Here is a 20046-nt window from a genome sequence, read left to right as displayed (position 1 = left end):
CGTGCTCACGATCAGGAGTCCGCCGTACCGTCCATCAACGGGCGGACCTCGACGATGTCGCCGACCGCGTCGACGATGCGCTGGGCGATCTCGTAGGCGCGATCCGCGCTCACCACGTCGACGATGCCGAAACTGGCGAGCACTTCCTTCACCTCGGCGTACGGGCCGTCCGCGGCGACGGTCCCGCTCGGTGTCTCGCGGATCGTCCTGGTCAGCGAAGGGTCACCGAGGCCAGCCGTGTAGACCGCCTCACCGCTGGCGGTGAGATCTTTGCCGAGCTGCTCGTAGAAGTCGCACGCCTTCTGGAACTCCTCCGGATCCCAGGTGCCTTCGACCCACGTCTGCGCGTTCGTGTAGGCCAGCATGATGAATTTCATCGGTCGCTCCTTGCCGCTGCGGTGCCCGGGACGGGCCCATTCACCCAGTAGTCGGAGCCTAAAGGCCGGGAGGGACAGAATGTCCCGCGCGTCCGGACGGCTCCGACCTCAGGGTGTATGTCCCCTCTGGAAGGAGCAAGGCAATGAAGCGATTCATCAAGGTCGTGGCAGCAGTGGCGGCCCTTTCGATGCTGCTGACACCGGCCGCAGCCGAGACGTCCGGCCGGCAGACCTATACCGGCGAGATCGACGGAGCGGCGTTCAAGGTCGAGATGCCGGAGCGGTGGAACGGCACGCTGCTGATCTTCAGTCACCCGTACTACCCCGACGGTATGCCGGCGTTCCCGCCTGGCTACGGCAATCGGGTCGACAGCGAGCGGTTCTTCCTGGAACAGGGGTACGCGTTGGCGGCCTCGGACTTCCGAGGGCGGACCGGGTTCGTGGTCAAGGAGGCGGTGCGGGATCAAATCGGCCTGCTGGACTGGTTCGAACAGCATGTCGGCCGACCTCGCCGTACGGTCGCGACCGGGTCGTCAGGCGGCGGGACGATCTCGTTGCTGCTGGCGGAGCAGTACCCGCGGCGGATCGACGGCGTACTGGCCATGTGTACGCCCATTGATCTCTACGGGCAGCTGAACATGTCTTTGGACATCAACTTCGCCTTGAAGACGTTGCTCGCGCCGCAGGATCCCGCCATCGAGCTGGTGAATGCTCGCGATCCGAAGACGAGCGTCAGCCGCCTGCAGGCCGTCATCGCAGCCGGGGTCGAGACGCCTCAAGGGAGAGCCCGGATCGCGCTGGCCAGCGCCTTCGGCAACGTGACCGGATGGAACTCTGCCCTCGATCCGAAGCCGACCTCGATCGAAGGCCAGATCAGGGCGCTCGCGGCCATCACGTCAGGAGGGTCCGTCGGCGTCTTCGGAGCAGTCGGCCAGGCGGATCTGGCGTCGCACGCGGGCGGCAACCCGTCGTACAACGTCGGCATGGACTACGCGCGGCAACTGCTGAAGTCGGACCAGGCGGCGTTCGTCCGTTCTGCGTACCGCGAAGCCGGGCTGGACGTTGGCAAGGACCTCGCCCGACTCGCGGCAGCGCCTCGGATCAGCCCCGAACCTGCTGCCAGGCAATGGATGCTCCGGTACGCCGTACCGCGTGGCACCGCGCCGTCGCCGGTGGTCACGCTGCACAACACCGTCGATCTCGCCGTCGCCGATCACGAGCGCTGGTACGCCGGACAAGTCCGCGCGGAGGGCAGACTCCGCCAACTGTTCGTGGACCGCGCAACGCACTGCGCCTTCACGGTCGCCGAAGAGTCCGTCGCCCTGGACACCCTGCTGACCCGCATCGACCGCGGACGCTGGCCGACCACCGACCCGCGCCGGCTGAACGCCTCGGCCGACACCCTGGGCGAGGACTGGAGCCAGGTCTACGACTTCGCCACGAACACCGATGCCGTACGGCCACCAGCCTTCGCCACCTATCGCCCGAGTCCATTACTCCGGCCGTCCCGCTGACCTAGCCGAACTTGTTGCGAAGGACTTTGCCAGTGGCGTTGCGGGGGAACTCGTCGACGACGATCACCTCGCGGGGTGTCTTGTAGCGGGCGAGGTTGGCGCGGACGTGGGCGATCAGCTCGTCCGGCGTCGCCTCGCCCCGCAGTACGACGTACGCCACCAGCCGCTGACCGAAGTCGTCGTCTGCCACACCAATCACCGCGGCCTCGGCAACCGCGGGGTGTCGAGCGAGGCAGTCCTCGACCTCGGCCGGGTACACGTTCTCCCCGCCGGACACGATCATGTCGTCCTCGCGACCGTCGATGAACAACCGCCCGGCCCGGTCCAGATGCCCCATGTCCCCGGTACTCATCCGCCGCCCGACAACCGTCTTGTTCGAACCATCGGAGTACCCGCCGAACACCAACCCGCTACTCACAAAGATCCGCCCGGTTTCGCCCACCGGCACCGGCTCCCCGCTGTCGTCAAGGATCCGCACCGAGCTGCCCAGACACGCCCGCCCGACCGTCCCCGGTGCCGCGAGCAGATCCGCCGACGAAGCGATCGTCGCGATCCCGACCTCGCTCGACCCATACGCATCGCACAACACCGGCCCGAACTGCCCAATGAACTCCGCAGCCAACGGCGCACCCAATGCCGACGCCCCCGACAACACCACCCGCAACGACCGCAGGTCATGCTCAGTGGGACCAAGATCAAGCATCCGCCGCAACATCACCGGTACGGCGACAATCACGCCCACCCGATGATCCTCGACCTGACGAAGCACGGCCGCAGCGTCGAACTTCCGCGCCAGCACCAACGGCGACCCCAGAAACAACGCCAGCATCGATGTCAGCAACCCCAGCCCATGGAACAGCGGCGGCCCAATCACCACCGGCTCCCCGGACCGCAGCCCGCACCGCTGCAACGCACTAGCCGTCAACCCCGCCAGCCCGAGCGCGGTTGGCACCCGCGGCGCGGCCTTCGGCGTACCGGTCGTCCCTGAAGTAAGGATCGTGATATGCCCCGGGCTTGATGGCGTCGGCGCCTCCGATGCATCCGACGCGGCCAACTCCGAGAGATCGGACAGTACGGCGGGAATCCCAGCCGGTACGTCGAATTCCGCATCATGCACGAGCAGATCCGGCCGATGCCGTTCGAGTACGGCGGCCAGTTGCGGGGGAGCGAACTCTGTGTTCACAAACAGCACATCCGCGCCAACCCGCGAAGCCGCCAATGTCGCCTCGAGAAACCCCCGGTGGTTCCGGCACAACACCGCAACCTTGCTCCCGGCAACAATCTTGTGATCCGCGTAAAGCCCAGCCGCGATCCGCGAACACCGCCGATCCAGCTCCCCGTATGTCGTCGTACCGTCCTCATCAATCACCGCCGCGCGATCGGGATAACGCACCGCGGCCACCGCCCCGAGCGCAGCCATCGACTGCCCCCAATGCCGCAACGCCCGCTCAATCCCGACGACATGCGAGGGATGCATCGGTCGCCAAATCCCCGACTTCGCCACTGCCACCGGCACCCCGCCAATCTCGGCGGCATGGCGTAACAACGAAGCGATCACTCCGAACCTCGCGGTTTCCGCGCCCGATCCGACCGCTGGAAATATGCCTCCAGCAACCGATCCGTCGGTACCCGGAACAGATTCCCCAGTACGTCGGCCGGCCGCACCATCGGCGGAGTGATGTTGTTCGGCCGCCGCGCGATCGCCGTACAGACCTGGTCCGCAGCCTGCTCCGGACTCAGCCCAGGCATCTTGTTCAGCAGCGGAGTCGGCTCGCTCATCCGCGTATGCACCAGCCCCATGTAGACGGTCGAAGTCGTCACTCCGTCGCCGCGGATCTCCTGTGCCACGCACCGCAACCACACGTCGAATGCCGATTTCGACGCCAGGTACGCCGACCAGCGCGCCGCCGGGGGAGTCCGCACTCCGGCCGTAGACACGTTGACGATGTGCCCGGACCGCGCCGCGCGCATCGACGGCAACAGCTCAAGCACAAGCTTGGCCGGCCCGAGGTAGTTGACCGCATTCGTCCGCTCGATGTCGTGGAACCGCTGATACGAATCCGCCACCGACCGCCGGATCGACTTCCCGGCGTTGCTGACGAGCACATCAACCCGCCCATGCTCATCCAGAATCGTCCGAACCAGCCCCTCAACAGCTGCCGGCTCAGCCAGATTCGTGGGATAGGCGAACGCCTGACCACCCTCAGCACGGATCTCCGCAGCGACCGCGGCCAGCTGATCAGCCGTCCGTGCCACCAGCAGCACCGTCGCGCCGGCCCGCGCGAGCCGGCGGGCGGTCGCCTCACCGATCCCGTACGACGAACCTGTCACCAGCACGACGCGGTCGCGCACCGCGGCCGCGAGCTGGTCATCCGGGATCCGGGACCGGCCGTTCGTCAGAGCGACGAGTAACGACCATCCGGGCGGGCGCTTCGCGGTCACCATGTGACCGACATTACCCGCAAGTAAGCGTCAGCGACAGGGGAAAGCGTAAACCGGGTTTACAGCGCGGAGCTGCCGGGGTCAACGGCCACCAGACCCCGGCGTTCCGCACGAGTATTACCGCAACGAAGGCTCAGACAGTCCCGCCGGCCGCGGTCGGCGCGGTCGGGTCGTCGCCGCCGTCGCCGACGGTCTCGCGGGCCATGAAGTCCTCGAGGTGGAACAGGTTGTCACCGGCCCGCTTGGCGACGTTGACCAGCGTGTTCATCGCGGCGACCTCCTCGACCTGCTCCTTGAGGAACCACTGCATGAACTGCTCGCCGACGTAGTCGCTCTCGTCGCGCGCGGTCCGGGCCAGCGTCTCGATCTGCTTGGTGACGGTGATCTCCTGCTGCAGCGCGAGCTCCAGCGGCTCGAGCGCGGACTTGAAGTCCGACGCCACCTCGCCGACGCCCGGGATGTGCGGCCGGATGTCCTTGTCCAGCAGGTACTGGACCATCATCATCGCGTGGTTGCGCTCTTCCAGGGCCTGCTTGTAGAAGTGCGCGGCCAGCTGCGGAAGGTCCTGGTCGTCGAACCAGACGGCGACCGCCACATACTGCTGTGAGGCCGTGAATTCGTTGCGGATCTGCTCCTGCAATAGCTTCTCGTACGTGCTCATGCAGCCAATGTAGTAGTCCCGCGCAGATTTCTCACCGTTGGTTTGGCTCTCCTAACCACCCAGCGTGACGACCTCGGAACCACCGCCGGGCAGGCTGATCCGCACCGTCCGCCCGTCCACCGCAATATCGATGCCTTCGGCAAGCGCTTCCGGCCGGAGCGCGTCCCGGGTCAGGACCACGGCGCTCACCAGCACGAGCGGCTCGCCCCGATGCGGAGCCGTCAGGTACGGCGTCGCCGAGTGCGGCCCGAACGCATTGGCGCCGAGACCCCGGTGCACGCCGGCGCCGTCGTACCCGTGCAGGCCGACGATCGCGGACAGTAACCCCTCGTCGTTCCGCGCAGACGCTGCCCGCGCGGGAGCTGTTGCCTCAGGCAAGGAGTTGCCGGCGACCGCGAACCCGCCACTCCGGACGAGTGCACCGGCCGGTCCGTCGACGAGTGCGCAGCGGATCTCCCAACCGCCGTGCACCACGGACGTCGTCTCGATCCGCCACGGTCCCTCGGTTCCGAGCCAGGCGTTGTGCCACGACGACGCCGTACGGGCGGTGATCCCCAACCGACGGATCCGCCCGCGCGCACTCGACTTCCCGTCGCTGACCAGCGTGATCAGGTTGTCGATCTGCGGCGCCTGATCGCTCAACTCAGGCCCGGCGTGGTTCGCATAGGCGAACCGGTTGTAGTGCGGATCGCCTGCAGGCTCAGCACCTGAAGGCTCGGCCACCGGCTGTTTGTCCGACCCGTGGTTGATCAGCTGCACGACCTGGTCGTGCCGACTCGCGTGCACGAGCCACCCCGGTGCCGGCATCGCCCGCACCTGGTCGGCCTCGTCCAGCGGAATCGTCCCCTCGCCGTCCGCCCAGACCGGGTGCTCCGGCGGCAGGATCAGCCCGACGAAACCCTTCGAGGCCCAGTACGGCGAGCCAGGTCCGGAGTACGACTGTGTCGTCGGCAGGAACGTGTCGTACCAGCCGAGTGTCAGCAACCCACGCTCATCCGGTACGCCGTGCTCCACGAAATGCCGCGCGATTCCGGAGCACAGCCGCCGCGTCTGACCGGGCGACAGGGGAGTGGCGTCCAGGAGCGCACCCATCCAGTACGGCGCCGCCGCGGCCATCCGATAAGTCAGCGAACGCCCCTGGTAGATCGGCGCCCCGTCGTTCCCGACCAGGTGGACCGCGTCTTCCAAGAAGAGCGAGAGCCGCTCCTTGTAGACCTTCAACCGATCCTCGTATGCCGCTCCCGGGGTCGCCGCCGCCATCCGGGCCCACAGCCCGGGATAGAGGTGCATCGCCCACCCGATGTAGTTGTCGAACGCCTGCCCGTCGCCATCGGAGTACCAGCCGTCGCCGACGTACCAGTCCTCGATGCGGTCGAGTCCGCCGTCGATGTCCTCCTGCGAGTACGGCGCGCCGACCGACGCCAGGAACTGCTCACTGACGACCTGGAACAACCGCCAGTTGTTGTCATGCGTGGTCGACCCGATGAACCCACCGAGCCACTCGGCCACGTGCTGCTGCGCCCGATCGTCGAGCCGCTCCCAGATCCACTCGCGCGACTCGTGCAGCGCCACCGCGATCGCCGCGGCCTCCACCATCTGCTGAGAACGCGGTGTCAGTCGCAGCCACGACTCCGGGTGCTCGGGGTTGGCGCCGTTCGCGACACCCCGCGCGTACCGCTCGATCAGCGCCTCGCACCCCTTGCCCCGCACCCCGGCGATCCGGAACGCGGCCAGCATGAACGACCGCGCAAACCCCTCGAGCTGATCGGACGCCGTACCGGACCGGCTCCCTCGCCCCGGCGGCGCGACCAACGCCGAACCAGGGGAGAAGTACGGCACCAACGAGTCGAGCAAATGATCCGCCAACGCCTCCCAATGCCCGCGCGTCCACCCGGTCTGCCGGGAGAGAACACGATCAGTCCCTGGGAGGATGAGGCGGCTCATGAGACCTTCCGATCTGGGATCACGGCAGCTGGACTCTCGGTCATGGGGCCCCCGATCTGGACTGAGGAGCGGAGGGAGCGAAGCGACTGGAGCGACGAGGGAAGAGCGGGAATCAAGGCCCCATGACCCGCCGCGCGGAGCGTGGCAAATTGCAGAGTCATGCGAGCCTTCCGATCTCAGATGGGCTGATGGCGTGTTGCAAAGGACGGCCTGCCGCCAGGTGCTCGAGCTCGCTGACGGCCAGTTCGCCGAGGCGGGCGATCTCGTTGCCGACGGCACCGGCGACGTGCGGCGTGATGAACACGTTCGGGAGGTCGAGCAGGCGGGAATCCGCAGGCAGCGGCTCGGGATCGGTCACATCCAGTACGGCGTCAATCCGGCCGGAGACGCATTCGGCCTCGAGCGCGGCGGCGTCGATGATCTTCCCGCGGGCCGTGTTGATCAGCACCGAACCGTCCTTCAGCAGGCCGAGCAAGTGTGCGTCGACCAGACCGGTCGTCTCCGGCAACAGCGGTGCATGCACGCTCAGGATGTCGCTGCGCCGGAACAGGTCGTCGTTCGAGACCAGTTCGGCGCCGAGTCCGGCGGCCTCGTCCGCGTTCAGGTACGGGTCGCTGATCAGGACCTCGAGCTCGTAGGTCTTCAGCCGCTCGGCGACCAGGCGCGCGATTCGCGACGCGCCGAGCAGGCCGACCGTCGTACCGTAACTGCCCGGCATGCCGTGCGGGTCCGCCTTGTGGCGCTCGATCCGGTACTGCGCTGCCAGGCGGAAGGCTCGTTTCCCGGCCAGCACGATTGCGGCGACCGTGAACTCGGCCACCGGCAGCGCGTTGGCGAAGGCCGCCGACGAAACCTGGATCCCGCGATCGAAGGCGGCCGGGTCGACGATCGACTTCACCGAACCGGCCGCGTGCAGGATCGCCTGCAGCTTCGGCGCCAGTTCCAGCACCTCGGGACCGATCCGCGGGCAGCCCCAGCCGGTGAGCAGGACGTCCACCTCCGGCAGCGCGGCGACGATCGCGGGGTCGTCGAGGAACGACGCCCCCGGCCCGACGGGCAGCACGGTCGCGACCGCGTCCAGGCGGGCCCGGACGCGCGGAATCAGGACGCGATCGCGGCTGGCGTCGTTCATGGCCAGCATCACGGTCAGGGCAGAGGTGGGTTCGGTGCGCACGAGAGCAACTTAGCAAGCGCTTTCCCAGCCTGTCTCCCGGTGGACCGCATGCCGGGCGTGGCGAGCCTGGAATTTTGTTCAGGTTTTTCGCGCGGACCGGAATGTCCGGCCGGAGTCCGGACGTTGTCACCAGACAGGGCAGGATTGGTGCGAGCGCCAGACCGCCCGGATGGCGACGATGAAGGAGACGACGATGCTGCGACCGGACGACCTCTACGAGATCGTCGACGAGTCGGTGGCGACCGGCCCGGCGGCGACCCCCAAGGTGCTGGTGCACTCCCTGGACGGTTTCATGGACGCCGGCCAGGCTGGCCGCGTGACCGCGGATCACCTGCTGGAGACGCTGGAGAGCAGCCTGCTGGCGCGCTTCGACGTGGACCTCCTGCACGACTACCGCGCCCGCCGGCCCGAGGTGACGTTCTCCGAGGACCACTTCACCGACTACTCGCCGCCACAGCTCAACCTCTGGCTGCTCACCGACGACGCAGGCGTCGACTTCCTGCTGCTGGAAGGTCCGGAGCCGGACAACCACTGGAACCGGTTCGCCGGTGCCGTGCGGCAGCTGATCGAGCTCTACAACGTGAACCTGACGATCGGCGTACACGGCGTCCCGATGGGCGTTCCGCACACGCGGCCGCTGGGCCTGACCGCCCACGCAACCCGTCCGGAGCTGGTGACCCGCTCGAACATCTGGGACGGCGAGATGCGCCTCCCCGCCAGCGCAGGCACGATGCTGCAGGTCCGCCTCGGCGAGGCCGGCAAGGACGCGATGGGCTTCGCGGTCCACGTCCCGCACTACCTCGCGGAGAACCGCTTCCCGGGCGCGGCCCTGGCCCTGGTGCACGCCATCTCGGCCGCGACGGGCCTGCTGCTCCCTAGCAAGGCCCTGCTCGACGAGGCCGCCGTCACCGGACGGATGGTCGACGAGCAGGTCGAGGCCTCCGAGGATGCTTCCGCAGTCGTCAACGCGCTCGAAACCCAGTACGACGCCGCCGCCGGCTCGGTGAGCCGCAAGAGCCTGCTGGCCGACTCCACGCCGTCGGCGGAGGAGCTGGGTGCCGAGGTCGAGCAGTTCCTGGCCGAGCTGAACCGCGAAGAAGACAAGTAGTCCCAAAGCAAGCGTCGGCCCACCCCGGGGCGGGGGTGGGCCGACGCTTTCGTTGGCCCACCCCCACTCCCACCTCCACTCCGTGCCCAAAGAGCAGCCCTCCGCTCTTTGTGCACGCATCGCGTCTTTGTGCATCCACCAACCACGCAGAGCGCTTGGAAATGGTTGGTGGGTTCACAAAGCTGGTGTTCGCGCCCAAAGAGCAGCGGACCCACCTTTGGGTGCTTCGGGGGAAGCGGCGCGGGTGGTTAGGCGGGGACGGATTCCCGAGCAGGGGTGCGGATGATCGCCCGGTCCAGGCTGAAGCGACCCGCACCCACGGCGCCGATGATGATGGCGGTGAGACCGAGGGTGACGACCAGCTCCCAACCGCCGTCGCTGGCGAAGACGCCGTTCGACATGTGCACGAACAGGAACGCGCCGGCCATGTCGAGCGCGAGCAGCACGGCGGCGATCGGAGTCAGGACGCCGAGGATCAGCGCAGCGCCTGCGATCAGCTCGGCGAAGGTCGCGAAGTACGCCGAGATGGTCGGCGACGGCACGCCCATTCCCTGGAACGCCTGGGCGGTCGCGTCGAGCCCGTTGGTCTGGAACTTCTGCCAGCCGTGCGCGACGAACACGATGCCGACACCGACGCGGGCGATCAGCAGGGCCACGTCCTGGGCAATGGGGGGCAGCTTCACAACAGGTCTCCTCAAGCAAGTGTTTAGTGGTTGAGCTCTCAATCACAAGTCTACCGAAGGCGAGCGAAAGCTCACCGAAAGCGTCCGCGGGACGGAACGCGTGACGGAAGGCACAGGCCGCCGGAGCGGGCTGATCGGGGGAGGGGCGGGCGACCTGTCAGGATGAGACATGCCTGAGTCGCTGGAGGATCTGGTCGAGCTGCTCGACCTCGAGATGATCGACGTCGACCTGTACCGCGGGCAGCAACCGCAGACGTCGTTGCAGCGGGTGTTCGGCGGGCAGGTTCTCGGTCAGGCGCTGGCCGCGGCCGGGCGGACGGTCGACGGCGGGCGGATCGTGCACTCGCTGCACGGCTACTTCCTGCGTGGCGGCGATACCGCCGTACCGATCATCTACCGGGTCGAGGGGACGCGGGACGGCGGCAGCTTCTCGAGCCGGCGGGTAGTTGCGTCGCAGCACGGCAAGCCGATCTTCTACACATCGGTGTCGTTCCAGAAGCCCGAGCCGGGGCTGGATCACCAGGAGCCGATCCCGGCGGATGTCGTACCGCCGGACGAGGCGCCGACGCTGGCGAGCGTGCTGGAGGCGCAGTCGGGTCGGGCGGCGGCTGATTGGGATCGGGAGTGGGCGGCGCTGGATGTGCGGCTGGCCGGGGTGACGGGGCGGCAGTTCTGGATCCGTGCCTCGGGCAAGCTTCCGGATGATCCCGCTTTGCATGCCTGTGTTCTTGCCTATGCGAGTGATCTGACGTTGCTCGGGGCAAGCTTGCTGCCGCACGGCATCGTGATCGGGGACCGGCGGATCCAGCCGGCGTCGCTGGATCACGCGTTGTGGTTCCATCGCGAGTTCCGCGCTGACGAGTGGTTGCTGTACGACCAGACGTCGCCGTCGGCCTCTGGTGCGCGCGGGTTTGCGATGGGTCGGCTCTTCACCGAGGACGGCCGGCTGGTCGCTTCGGTGGCGCAGGAGGGCCTGATCCGGCCGATCGGATTGGACTTGAGCAAGTGAAGGGTTCTGCTAACGTAGAGGACATGTTGCAGCGCGCAGTAGTGACGACGACGCCGGAGTCTGTCCCGGCGCGCTGACACCTGACTGTCAAACCCCGGGGCGATCGCCCCGGGGTTTTTTCATGTCTGCCTCGAGGTGCCGCCCCATCTCAACGAGGAGACCCCACCATGTACGACCACCGCAAGCTCGGCCGCGAACTCGGCCTGTTCGACTCCGACCCGCTGATCGGCGCAGGTCTGCCGTACTGGCTTCCGGCGGGCGCCGCCGTACGGCATGCCTTGGAGAGCTACATCGCCGAAGTCGAACGACGAGCCGGGTATCAGCAGGTGTATTCGCCCGTTCTCGCCAAGAGAGCGCTCTATGAGATCTCCGGTCACTGGGAGAAGTACAGCGACGACATGTATCCGCCGATGGACATGGGCGGTGAGGAACTGGTCTTGCGACCGAGCATCTGCCCGCACCACGCGCTGATCTACCGTTCCCGGGCGCACAGCTACCGCGAGCTGCCGCTGCGGTTCTCCGAGCTCGGCGGTCAGTACCGCTCCGAGCTGTCCGGCGTGATCGGTGGACTGAGCCGGGTCCGCGCGATGCAGCTGAACGACGCGCACATCTTCTGCCGCCCCGACCAGGTCGCCGAGGAAGCCCAGAAAGCGCTCTCTCTGATCAACCAGGCGTATCTCGACCTCGGGATCAGCGCGGCCCGCTATGTCCTCGCGCTACCCGCCGAGGACGCCGACTTCGGCAGCCCGTCCAGCAAGTACGTCGGGGACGCGGCCGGCTGGGCGCACGCGGCATCCCTCCTGCGCGATGTCCTCGACAACGCCGGCGTCGAGTACGTCGAATCGCCGGGTGACGCGGCGTTCTACGGTCCGAAGATCGATGTTCAGGTGATCGATTCGGCCGACAGGGAGTACAGCCTGTCCACCATCCAGATCGACTTCAACCAGCCAGAGCGGTTCGGCCTCGAGTACATCGGTGCCGACGGCAACAAACACCGGCCGGTGATGGTGCACCGGGCGATCGTCGGGAGCATCGAGAGAGCGGTTGCTCAGGTGATCGAGGTGCACGGCGGCGCGTTCCCGGCCTGGCTCGCGCCCGTCCAGCTCGTGGTGCTCCCGATCTCCGACGACGAGGAGAAGCTCGCCGCCGAGGTCGCCCGCCGCGCCTCGTCACGCGGACTGCGGGTCGAGATCGCTCATGCGGACGAGGGCAACCTCGGAGCGCGGATTCGCGAGAACCGGCTGGCGCCGTACCAGGCGATCCTCGGCGCCCGCGAGGCCGCCGCCGGCCAGGTAGCGATCCGCGAACGCGACGGCAGCCGCCGCGACGCCGCACCGATCGGCGAGGTCCTGGATCGAATCGCGAGAGAGGTGATCCCAGGGGCCATCGCAAGTGCAGGTGACGACCTCGGCTGAGCGCAGACGCGACCTCCCCAGGCCAGTTGTGATGGCCTGGGGGTTCAGTCCTCCTGAAGTTGCCCGATCAGATGAGTCACCTCGTGCGACTCGTCGTACAGCACGAAGTCGGTGGTCTTGCCACCAACGGAGTACCCGAACTGGACGCGAGAGGGGAGCAGCAGCGGTTTGCGGAAGTCGACCCGGACGGTGAACGCGTCCGGGAGCTTCCCAGCCCGCTCCAGTGAGGCGAGCGCGGCAGCCTTAGCCCACATCCCGTGCGCAATCTGGCGCGGGAAGCCAAAGGCCTGCGCAGTCACCTTGAACAGGTGGATCGGATTCCGGTCGCCCGACGCCGCGGCGTACCGGCGGCCGAGATTCCCGCGCAGATCCCACCACGCCTGCGGCGGCAGCTCCGGATCCGGCAGCAGATCGACATGCCCCTCCGAACCCTTCGACCGGCTCAGCAGAGTCGTCAGATCGGTCCACACCACGTCACCCTCGACGAGCACCTCGCTCACGATGTCGAAGACAGTCCCCTTCGGGTGCGGACGCTCCGGCGTACTGTGCACGCGGATCGCCGGCTCCGCATGAATCGGCAGCGGCCGCTTCTGCGTGATCGTGTTGGACAGGTGCACGATCCCCATCGGCTTATAGGGGAACGACGGATCCGACATCAGATCGAGGTGCAGCGGAAACGCCAGCACGTGCGGGTACGTCGCCGGCAACGCCGGCCCGGCCGGGAAACCGGTCACATCCCGGTACGCCGCAAGGTGGTCCTGGTCGATCGCCGAATGTGGCAGCTCGAGCGTCAGACCGTCCGCATCCGGCGAGTAGTCGGCACGCCGGAGAGTCGCCTTCACCGTCTTCGCGTAAAGACCGCTCAGGCTCGGGGAGTCGTCGTACCGACGGGTCGGCATGTCAGGCGCCCAGCATGCTCTGGCCGCAGACCCGGATCACGTTGCCGGTGACGCCGGCCGAGGCCGGGTCCGCGAACCACGCGATCGTCTCGGCCACATCGATCGGCAGCCCGCCCTGTTGCAGCGAGTTGATCCGGCGGCCGACCTCGCGAATCGTGAACGGCACCTTCGCCGTCATCTCGGTCTCGATGAACCCAGGCGCGACCGCGTTGATCCGGATCTGCTTCTCAGCCAGCTTCGGCGCCAACGCCTGCACGAGCCCGATCACGCCGGCCTTCGACGTCGCGTAGTTCGTCTGACCGTTGTTGCCCGCGATCCCGGCGATACTCGCGACCCCGATGATCGAGCCGCCGGCCCGGATCGTCCCGCTCTCGACGAGGTGCTCGGTGATCCGCTCAGGAGCCCGCAGGTTCACATCCAGTACGGCGTCCCACGTGTCGGTGCGCATGTTCGCCAGCCGCTTGTCCCGCGTGATCCCGGCGTTGTGCACCACGATGTCGAGACCGGCGTACTGCTCGTGGGCGTGTGCGGCGATCCGCTGCGCGGCGTCGACCGAGGTCACGTCGAGCAGCAGTTCGGATCCGCCGAGCCGAGTCATCACCTTGCGCAGCGGGTCCGCGTTCTGCGCGACGTCGACCCCGAGGATGGTTGCGCCGTCCCGGGCGAGCGTGTCGGCGATCGCGGCTCCGATGCCACGGGCCGCTCCGGTCACCAGCGCGACCTTGCCGGCGAGCGGGCGATCCGGGTCGTTGCCGACCAGGGGACCGGTTCCGACCCGGGCAACCTGGCCGTCGACGTACGCGGACTTGGGGGAGAGGAAGAAGCGGAGCGTCGAATCCAGCTGCTCGTGCGCATCAGGAGCGACGTACACAAGGTTGACCGTCGCGCCGCGCTTGACCTCCTTGCCGAGCGAGCGGGTGAAGCCCTCGAGTGCGCGCTGCGCGATGTGCTGCTCGGTGGATGTCGCCAGCTCGGGCGTCCGGCCGACCACGATCACGCGGCCCGCCGGTGCGAGCTGGCGGATGACGGGGGAGAAGAAGCGCTGGAGGCTCGTCAGGTCGGCCGTCGAGACAGCGCCGGTCGCGTCGAAGACCAGTGCCTTCGGGCGGATCTGACTCGAAGCCACGCCTTCGGTCGCCGTACTGAACGAAGCGCCGATGTCGCGCAGCAATGCCTGGATCGCCTTGCCGGCCTCGGTTTCACCGATCGCGCCGAACACCACCGAACCGTCGATGACGCGCGAACCCTCGGTCCAGCGCTGCAGCGGCACCGGGTCGGGCAGCCCGAGGTTCTTCACCAGGGTCTGGCCGAGCGGGGTCCGGGTGAAGGTCTGGTAGCGGTCCGTCATGGGTTGCTCTCCTACTTCTCGAGGATGGCGACGACACCCTGGCCGCCCGCGGCGCAGATCGAGATCAGGCCACGGCCACCGCCGTTCTCGTCGAGTTGCTTGGCCAGTGCGGCGACGATCCGCCCACCGGTCGCCGCGAACGGGTGGCCCGCGGCGAGTGAGCTGCCGTTCACGTTCAGCTTGGCGCGGTCGATCTCGCCCAGCGGGGCGTCGAGGCCGAGCCGCTCCTTGCAGAAGATCGGATCCTCCCACGCCTTCAGCGTCGACAGCACCTGGGAGGCGAACGCCTCGTGGATCTCGTAGTAGTCGAAGTCCTGCAACGTGAGCCCGGCCCGGGCGAGCATCCGCGGCACGGCGTACGCGGGAGCCATCAGCAACCCCTCGGCGCCCTTCACGTAATCGACAGCCGCGGTCTGCGAGTGCGTCAGGTACGCGAGCGGACGCAGACCGTGCTCCTCAGCCCACTCGTCCGTGCTCAGCAGTACGGCGGACGCCCCGTCGGTCAGCGGTGTCGAGTTGCCGGCCGTCATGGTCGCGGTCTCGCCCTTGCCGAACACAGGCTTGAGCCTGGCCAGCTTCTCGATCGTGGTGTCCGGGCGCAGGTTCTGGTCCTTCTCCAGCCCGAGGTACGGCGTGATCAGGTCCTGCTGGAATCCGCGGTCGTACGACGCCGCCAGGTTCACGTGGGACCGATATGCGAGCTCGTCCTGCGCCTCACGGGTGATGCCCCACTCCAGCGCGGTCAGCGCGGCATGGTCACCCATCGACTTGCGGGTGCGCGGCTCCGCGTTCCGCGGGATCTCCGGGACGACGTCCTTCGGCCGCACGCGCGCCAGCACCTTCAGCCGGTCCTGGAAGCTCTTGGCCCGGTTCAGATCGAGCAGGATGTTGCGCAGCTTGTCGTTGACCGCGATCGGCGCGTCGGACGCGGTGTCGACCCCACCCGCGATCCCGGCGTCGATCTGCCCGAGCGCGATCTTGTTGCCGACCAGGATCGCGGCCTCGAGCCCGGTGCCACACGCCTGCTGGATGTCGTACGCCGGCGTGGTCGCGGCGAGCTTCGACCCGAGCACGACCTCGCGCACCATGTTCCAGTCGCGGGCGTGCTTGAGCACCGCACCGGCGACCACCTCGCCGACTTCCTGCCCACCGAGCCCGGTACGGTCGACCAGTCCGTTGATCGCGGCGGTCAGCATGTCGGAGTTCGACGAGTGCCGGTACGTCTTGTCCTGGCGCGCGAACGGGATCCGGTTGCCGGCGACGACAGCCACTCTGCGGGGCTCGGTCATGATCTGTCTCCTGCTCTCCGTGCTTTCTTCGGACCTTCGTAGGCGAAGCGCCCCACTGCCGTCGCCAATGTCGCGGTGATCGCGGTCGCCCGCACCGTCGCCACCTCGGCATGATGCACCACCGGATGCCCCGGCTTCCCACTCGACACGATCAGCCCGACCCTTGCCATGTGCAACGACCCGAGCGTCTGCGTGTACAGATGATTGGCCAGGTAAGCGGTGTCCGCCTTCGCGAAGGCGCCGGACCGCTGGCCGGCCTCCAGTACCACGGCTATCCGGCCAAGGGCCGCGGCCATCGCCGTACCGAGGGTGATCATCACCGGCTCGGTGATCTCGCCGAACAACTCCTCACCGGTCCTGCGCAGCAGGCTCATCGCGCAGTCCGTGAAGGCCGGGAACTCGAGACAGAAGTCGACGAACACCTCACTGAGCGCCTTCAGCCGGTTGAGCGGCGCGCGCCGTGGATTGTCGACCTCTTGCAGCCGCGCGTCCAGCTCGGCCAGGTAGTCGACCAGGGTGAGCGCGAACAGCTCCTCCTTACCAGCGAAGTGCCGGTAGATCAGCGCCTTGTTGATCCCGACCCGCTTGGCGATATCGTCGATCTGAGCGTCGATCGTGCCCCGCTCGTCGAACAACTCCCGGGTCGCCCGGATGATGTCCCGCTCCCGGTCGCGCCGACGCTCCGCCGTGGTCCGGCGGCGTCCGATCGCGAGCAACGCGGAGCTCATGCCACGATCTTAGCCATACCGGTACCCCTTGGTGCAAACGACGGTTACACTCATCGGTAACATATACTTTTCGGTACCCCTGCCGCTGTTCTGTCGTTGCCGGAGGATGTTGATGACGATGACCGACCCCAAGCCCGCCGTCTCCACCGACGTGATGAGTCTGGCCGGCGAGCTAGGCGCCGAGCGGTCCAAGCCGGGCTGGAGCCCCTTCTCGTTCGCCCTGAACGACGAACAGCGCGAGATCCGCGACTGGACCCACGCCTTCGCCGCCGACGTGATGCGCCCCGCCGCCGCCGAATGGGACGAGCGCGAAACCACCCCCTGGCCGGTCATCCAGGAAGCCGCCAAGATCGGCCTCTACGGCCTCGACATGAACATCAACCTCTTCGTAGACCCGTCCGGCCTCCTGATGCCGCTCGTCCACGAGGAACTCTTCTGGGGCGACGCCGGCATCGGCATGTCGTTGAAGGGCACCGGCCTGGCCTCCTCCGCGATCTTCTCCAACGGCACCCCCGAACAATGGTCCCAATGGATGGCCCGCTGCTACGGCACGCCTGACGACGTGCGAGTCGCCGCCTTCTGCTCCTCCGAACCAGGCGCCGGCTCCGACGTCTCCGCGATCCGCACCAGAGCGACGTACGACGAGAAAACATCCGAGTGGGTCATCAACGGCCAGAAGGCCTGGGCCACGAACGGCGGTATCGCCGACATCCACGTCGTCGTAGCCACCGTCGACCCCGCCCTGGGCACCAAGGGCCAGGCCGCGTTCGTCGTACCCAAGTCCGAAGTAACCGGCCTAGAGCAAGGCACCAAGCTGAGGAAGCACGGCCTCCGCGCCTCCCACACCGCCGACGTCTTCTTCGACAACGTCCGCATCCCCGCCGCCAACGTCCTAGGCGGCAAGGAAAAGCTAGACGAACGCCTGGCGCGCGCCCGCGCCGCTGCCTCGGATCCCAGTTCGGCGAAGGTCCGCAACGCCTCCATGGCCACCTTCGAAATGACCCGCCACATCGTCGGCGCCCAAGCAGTAGGCATCGCCCGCGCCGCCTACGAGTTCGCCCTCGACTACGCCAAAGGCCGCGAACAGTTCGGCCGCCCCATCATCGACAACCAAGGCATAGCCTTCAAACTCGCCGACATGGCCATGGAAATCGACGCAGCAAGATTGCTGGTCTGGCGAGCCGCCAACATGTCAGCAGCCCTGATGCGAGGCGAAACCCCCGACTACCGCCACGGCGAAGGCTCCATGGCCAAGTTGAAGGCCGGCGAAGTAGCCGTCAAGGTCACCGAAGAAGCCATCCAAATCCTCGGCGGCAACGGCTACACCCGCGAATACCCAGTAGAACGCATGCACCGAGACGCCAAGATCTACACGATTTTTGAGGGTACGTCGGAAATCCAGCGCCTCGTAATCGCGAGAGCCATCTCCGGCATGCGCATCAGGTAGGTAACTACAGCCCCGCACGCGGACCGGACGCTACGTTCGTCGCGACGCTCCTCACCGCGCCCGCTCCGCGTGCACCCACCCACCCCCGGCTACCGCCGGAGCATCCCGCGCCGCCTACCGCCGACCAACCACGCGGCTACCGCCGCGTCCTGCGCGCTACCGCGCGCGACCGACTACCCGTGGCCGGCGTGGCCACGCATCCGAGCTGCGACCTCCTCAAACCGGACCTTCCCAACCTCCGGATCGATGTATCCCCGCGCTCGCGATCCGTCTCCATCGCATTCGCATGTCGCTCAGCCGACCCCTTGGGAGCGAACGCCTTCGTCCGCTTCCGCCCCTCAGGATCGACCCATCCAGCAGGCCATGGCTTCCCGCGTCCCCAACGTGCATTCCGGACCGCTCTTAGTCGTCCCATCGGCAAGCTTCACCGGCCGGGTCCACTGATCCCTCACAAACGCTATCGCCCCGAATCTCTCGTCAGCCACTGGTTGGCGAGACTCAACGGCTAACGACTCCAGCTTTTCGGACCGACTAGCTCCGGCCGTCGTGCAAATAGGCGACGGTCCGGGACTCGGCGGCCGTCAGAGCGGCTTCGAGGCGAAGCCAGACATACGGGCGGAGCCGATGGCGCGCCTCGTCGGGAGAGAGGAAGGAGTAGCGGCGTAGCTCGCGGAGGTCAGGTTCGAGGTGCGCAACCTGATCAGGAGAGAGGCGGCCAGCGTCAAAGATGAACATCAACGAGTCATCCCATGGGCCATGCGGCGAAACCCAGTCGACGCAAGCGAGCGTCAGATCGGAGGCATCGAGCTGCAGGCTCAGCTCCTCATTCAGTTCGCGTAGAAGCCCGATGAGTGGCGGCTCGTTTGCCTCGATCATCCCGCCGGGGAGGTCCCAGTCGGGCTTGTAGTCGGGGTCGACGAGCAGGATTCGACCGTCCGCATCTCTGAGGAGTGCGTCGGCACCCACACGCTTGCGCGCCTGCTTGGCGTTGCCCTCGGCCAGGTGCTGCCGCCACGCCTCAGGGTCGCGTTTGTACAGCGGTTCCTCTGCCGTCATCGTGGCTCAGCCTGCGCGTCGCTGGTGCCGGAAATGATCCACTGCTGTAGCCAAGCCCGCTGCCGCAGGGTCTCGGCGAGCATCTGCCTGGTTTCGCTGACGGTGTTGATTCCTGTGTACGGCGTAAGGCGTTCGTAGATCTCCCGGAGCTGCTGAACCACGAGGTACGAACCCAGGCTCTGCGTCGGTTCCACCACGTCCTGTAGGACCCGACAGGCATGTTCCGGCTCGCCCTGATCAATGAGCGCAGTCGTCAGGAAGAGCTGCCCAAAGGCATGACTGCGAGTCCGGTTCGACGGCCGCAACCGAATGATCGCCTCGGCCTGGCCTTGCGTCTCCGCGGGGCGCCCAAGCTGTCGCATGCAACGCGCAGCCTCGCTCGCCAGACTCCCGCTGTCGAAGTGGCTTACCCACTCCGATGGTGCGGCTGACGACGACCCTCCGAGTGCGGATTCGGCCTTGCCGAGCAGCGTCCGAGTCTCGTGATCGTCACCTAGCGCCGCTCGCCCACGCGCCTGCATGGCCAGTAGTCGCGCCCGGAGTTCGGGATTTGCGGGTCCTTCAGCAAGTGCCGATTCGCCCGCTTGGGCGAACCGAATCGCACCGGTTGGGTCGGCCCGATGATGCGCCAAATGACTGAGACTGGCGAGCACATGCACCCCGAGTTGACGATCCTGGCCGGCCTTGGACAGGTGAAATGCGCGGAGGAAGTGGCTATAGGCGCGGTCGTCTCGTCCCGCGTCGTGCGCCATCCAGCCGGCCATCTCCGTCAGCCCGGCAGCGGCCGTGAAGACGCCGGGATCGGCGACAGGATCGTCACCGCCGAACAAGCGCGGACCCACCTCCGTACGCAGGTATTTCACGACCGATCCATACAGATGCCCGCCCCCGACCTGGAGATCGGCGGATCGAAACGAGCGCATGGCGAGCACGTCCGGATCTTCAGCCCGCC

Annotated in this window: 18 protein-coding genes; 5 read left to right on the top strand and 13 right to left on the bottom strand. The window is 67.3% G+C overall.

The features are described 5' to 3' along the window. Positions 1-11: 11 nt before the first annotated feature. Positions 12-377, bottom strand: coding sequence for a YciI family protein (locus ACFTSF_RS10245; protein WP_344163938.1), 366 nt, complete (start codon positions 375-377; stop codon positions 12-14). 143 nt (positions 378-520) lie between these two features. Here ACFTSF_RS10245 and ACFTSF_RS10240 point away from each other — a divergent pair, with 143 nt between their 5' ends. After that, positions 521-1891, top strand: a complete 1371-nt coding sequence (locus ACFTSF_RS10240) for an alpha/beta hydrolase family protein (protein ID WP_380153539.1) — start codon at positions 521-523, stop codon at positions 1889-1891. Position 1892: 1 nt separating this feature from the next. Here ACFTSF_RS10240 and ACFTSF_RS10235 read toward each other — a convergent pair whose 3' ends face one another. The 5 genes from ACFTSF_RS10235 to ACFTSF_RS10215 form a co-directional block, all read right to left on the bottom strand. Beyond that, positions 1893-3368: an AMP-binding protein gene (locus ACFTSF_RS10235; RefSeq protein WP_380153538.1), complete on the bottom strand. Its 1476-nt coding sequence runs from the start codon at positions 3366-3368 to the stop codon at positions 1893-1895. 77 nt (positions 3369-3445) lie between these two features. Further along, the gene (locus ACFTSF_RS10230) at positions 3446-4336 is read right to left on the bottom strand and encodes an SDR family NAD(P)-dependent oxidoreductase (RefSeq protein WP_380153537.1); all 891 of its coding nucleotides are present in this window, start codon (positions 4334-4336) and stop codon (positions 3446-3448) included. Positions 4337-4466: 130 nt separating this feature from the next. Then, positions 4467-4994: a ferritin gene (locus tag ACFTSF_RS10225; protein WP_380153536.1), complete on the bottom strand. Its 528-nt coding sequence runs from the start codon at positions 4992-4994 to the stop codon at positions 4467-4469. Positions 4995-5045: 51 nt separating this feature from the next. Beyond that, positions 5046-6938, bottom strand: coding sequence for a DUF2264 domain-containing protein (locus ACFTSF_RS10220; RefSeq protein ID WP_380153535.1), 1893 nt, complete (start codon positions 6936-6938; stop codon positions 5046-5048). Positions 6939-7095: 157 nt separating this feature from the next. Further along, positions 7096-8112, bottom strand: coding sequence for a hydroxyacid dehydrogenase (locus ACFTSF_RS10215; RefSeq protein WP_380153534.1), 1017 nt, complete (start codon positions 8110-8112; stop codon positions 7096-7098). 169 nt (positions 8113-8281) lie between these two features. Between ACFTSF_RS10215 and ACFTSF_RS10210 the strand changes: the two genes are divergently transcribed. Then, positions 8282-9220, top strand: coding sequence for a proteasome assembly chaperone family protein (locus ACFTSF_RS10210; protein WP_380153533.1), 939 nt, complete (start codon positions 8282-8284; stop codon positions 9218-9220). A 248-nt stretch (positions 9221-9468) separates the two neighbouring features. On the opposite strand, the gene ACFTSF_RS10205 is transcribed toward ACFTSF_RS10210, so the two are convergent. After that, complete coding sequence (locus ACFTSF_RS10205) at positions 9469-9903, bottom strand: DoxX family protein (RefSeq protein WP_380153532.1); 435 nt, start codon at positions 9901-9903, stop codon at positions 9469-9471. A 169-nt stretch (positions 9904-10072) separates the two neighbouring features. On the opposite strand from ACFTSF_RS10205, the gene ACFTSF_RS10200 reads away from it, so the two are divergent. Further along, the gene (locus tag ACFTSF_RS10200) at positions 10073-10912 is read left to right on the top strand and encodes an acyl-CoA thioesterase (RefSeq protein WP_380153531.1); all 840 of its coding nucleotides are present in this window, start codon (positions 10073-10075) and stop codon (positions 10910-10912) included. Between the two features lie 167 nt (positions 10913-11079). After that, a complete protein-coding gene (gene thrS, locus ACFTSF_RS10195) occupies positions 11080-12327 on the top strand; it encodes a threonine--tRNA ligase (protein WP_380153530.1) in 1248 nt (415 codons plus the stop codon). A 44-nt stretch (positions 12328-12371) separates the two neighbouring features. Here the strand turns inward: thrS and ACFTSF_RS10190 are convergent, their stop codons facing one another. The 4 genes from ACFTSF_RS10190 to ACFTSF_RS10175 are packed head-to-tail and all read right to left on the bottom strand — an operon-like array spanning position 12372 to position 16591. Beyond that, the gene (locus tag ACFTSF_RS10190) at positions 12372-13226 is read right to left on the bottom strand and encodes a MaoC/PaaZ C-terminal domain-containing protein (RefSeq protein ID WP_380153529.1); all 855 of its coding nucleotides are present in this window, start codon (positions 13224-13226) and stop codon (positions 12372-12374) included. 1 nt (position 13227) lies between these two features. Then, positions 13228-14574: a 3-oxoacyl-ACP reductase gene (locus tag ACFTSF_RS10185; protein WP_380153528.1), complete on the bottom strand. Its 1347-nt coding sequence runs from the start codon at positions 14572-14574 to the stop codon at positions 13228-13230. Positions 14575-14585: 11 nt separating this feature from the next. Continuing rightward, positions 14586-15863, bottom strand: coding sequence for an acetyl-CoA C-acetyltransferase (locus ACFTSF_RS10180; protein ID WP_344163893.1), 1278 nt, complete (start codon positions 15861-15863; stop codon positions 14586-14588). Then, the gene (locus ACFTSF_RS10175; RefSeq protein ID WP_380153527.1) at positions 15860-16591 is read right to left on the bottom strand and encodes a TetR/AcrR family transcriptional regulator; all 732 of its coding nucleotides are present in this window, start codon (positions 16589-16591) and stop codon (positions 15860-15862) included. The genes ACFTSF_RS10180 and ACFTSF_RS10175 overlap by 4 nt, the downstream gene beginning before the upstream one ends. Before the next feature lie 112 nt (positions 16592-16703). Between ACFTSF_RS10175 and ACFTSF_RS10170 the strand changes: the two genes are divergently transcribed. Then, entirely contained in the window at positions 16704-18038 is a 1335-nt protein-coding gene (locus ACFTSF_RS10170) for an acyl-CoA dehydrogenase family protein (protein ID WP_380153526.1), read from the top strand. Between the two features lie 531 nt (positions 18039-18569). Here the strand turns inward: ACFTSF_RS10170 and ACFTSF_RS10165 are convergent. After that, complete coding sequence (locus ACFTSF_RS10165) at positions 18570-19094, bottom strand: NUDIX domain-containing protein (protein ID WP_380153525.1); 525 nt, start codon at positions 19092-19094, stop codon at positions 18570-18572. Then, positions 19091-19957, bottom strand: a complete 867-nt coding sequence (locus ACFTSF_RS10160; RefSeq protein ID WP_380153989.1) for a hypothetical protein — start codon at positions 19955-19957, stop codon at positions 19091-19093. Before ACFTSF_RS10160 ends, ACFTSF_RS10165 begins: the two co-directional genes overlap by 4 nt. Positions 19958-20046 lie beyond the last annotated feature (89 nt).

Source organism: Kribbella sp. NPDC056951, from assembly GCF_042674205.1.
Classification (GTDB): domain Bacteria; phylum Actinomycetota; class Actinomycetes; order Propionibacteriales; family Kribbellaceae; genus Kribbella; species Kribbella yunnanensis.
This window is presented reverse-complemented; position numbering and strand designations above follow the sequence as displayed.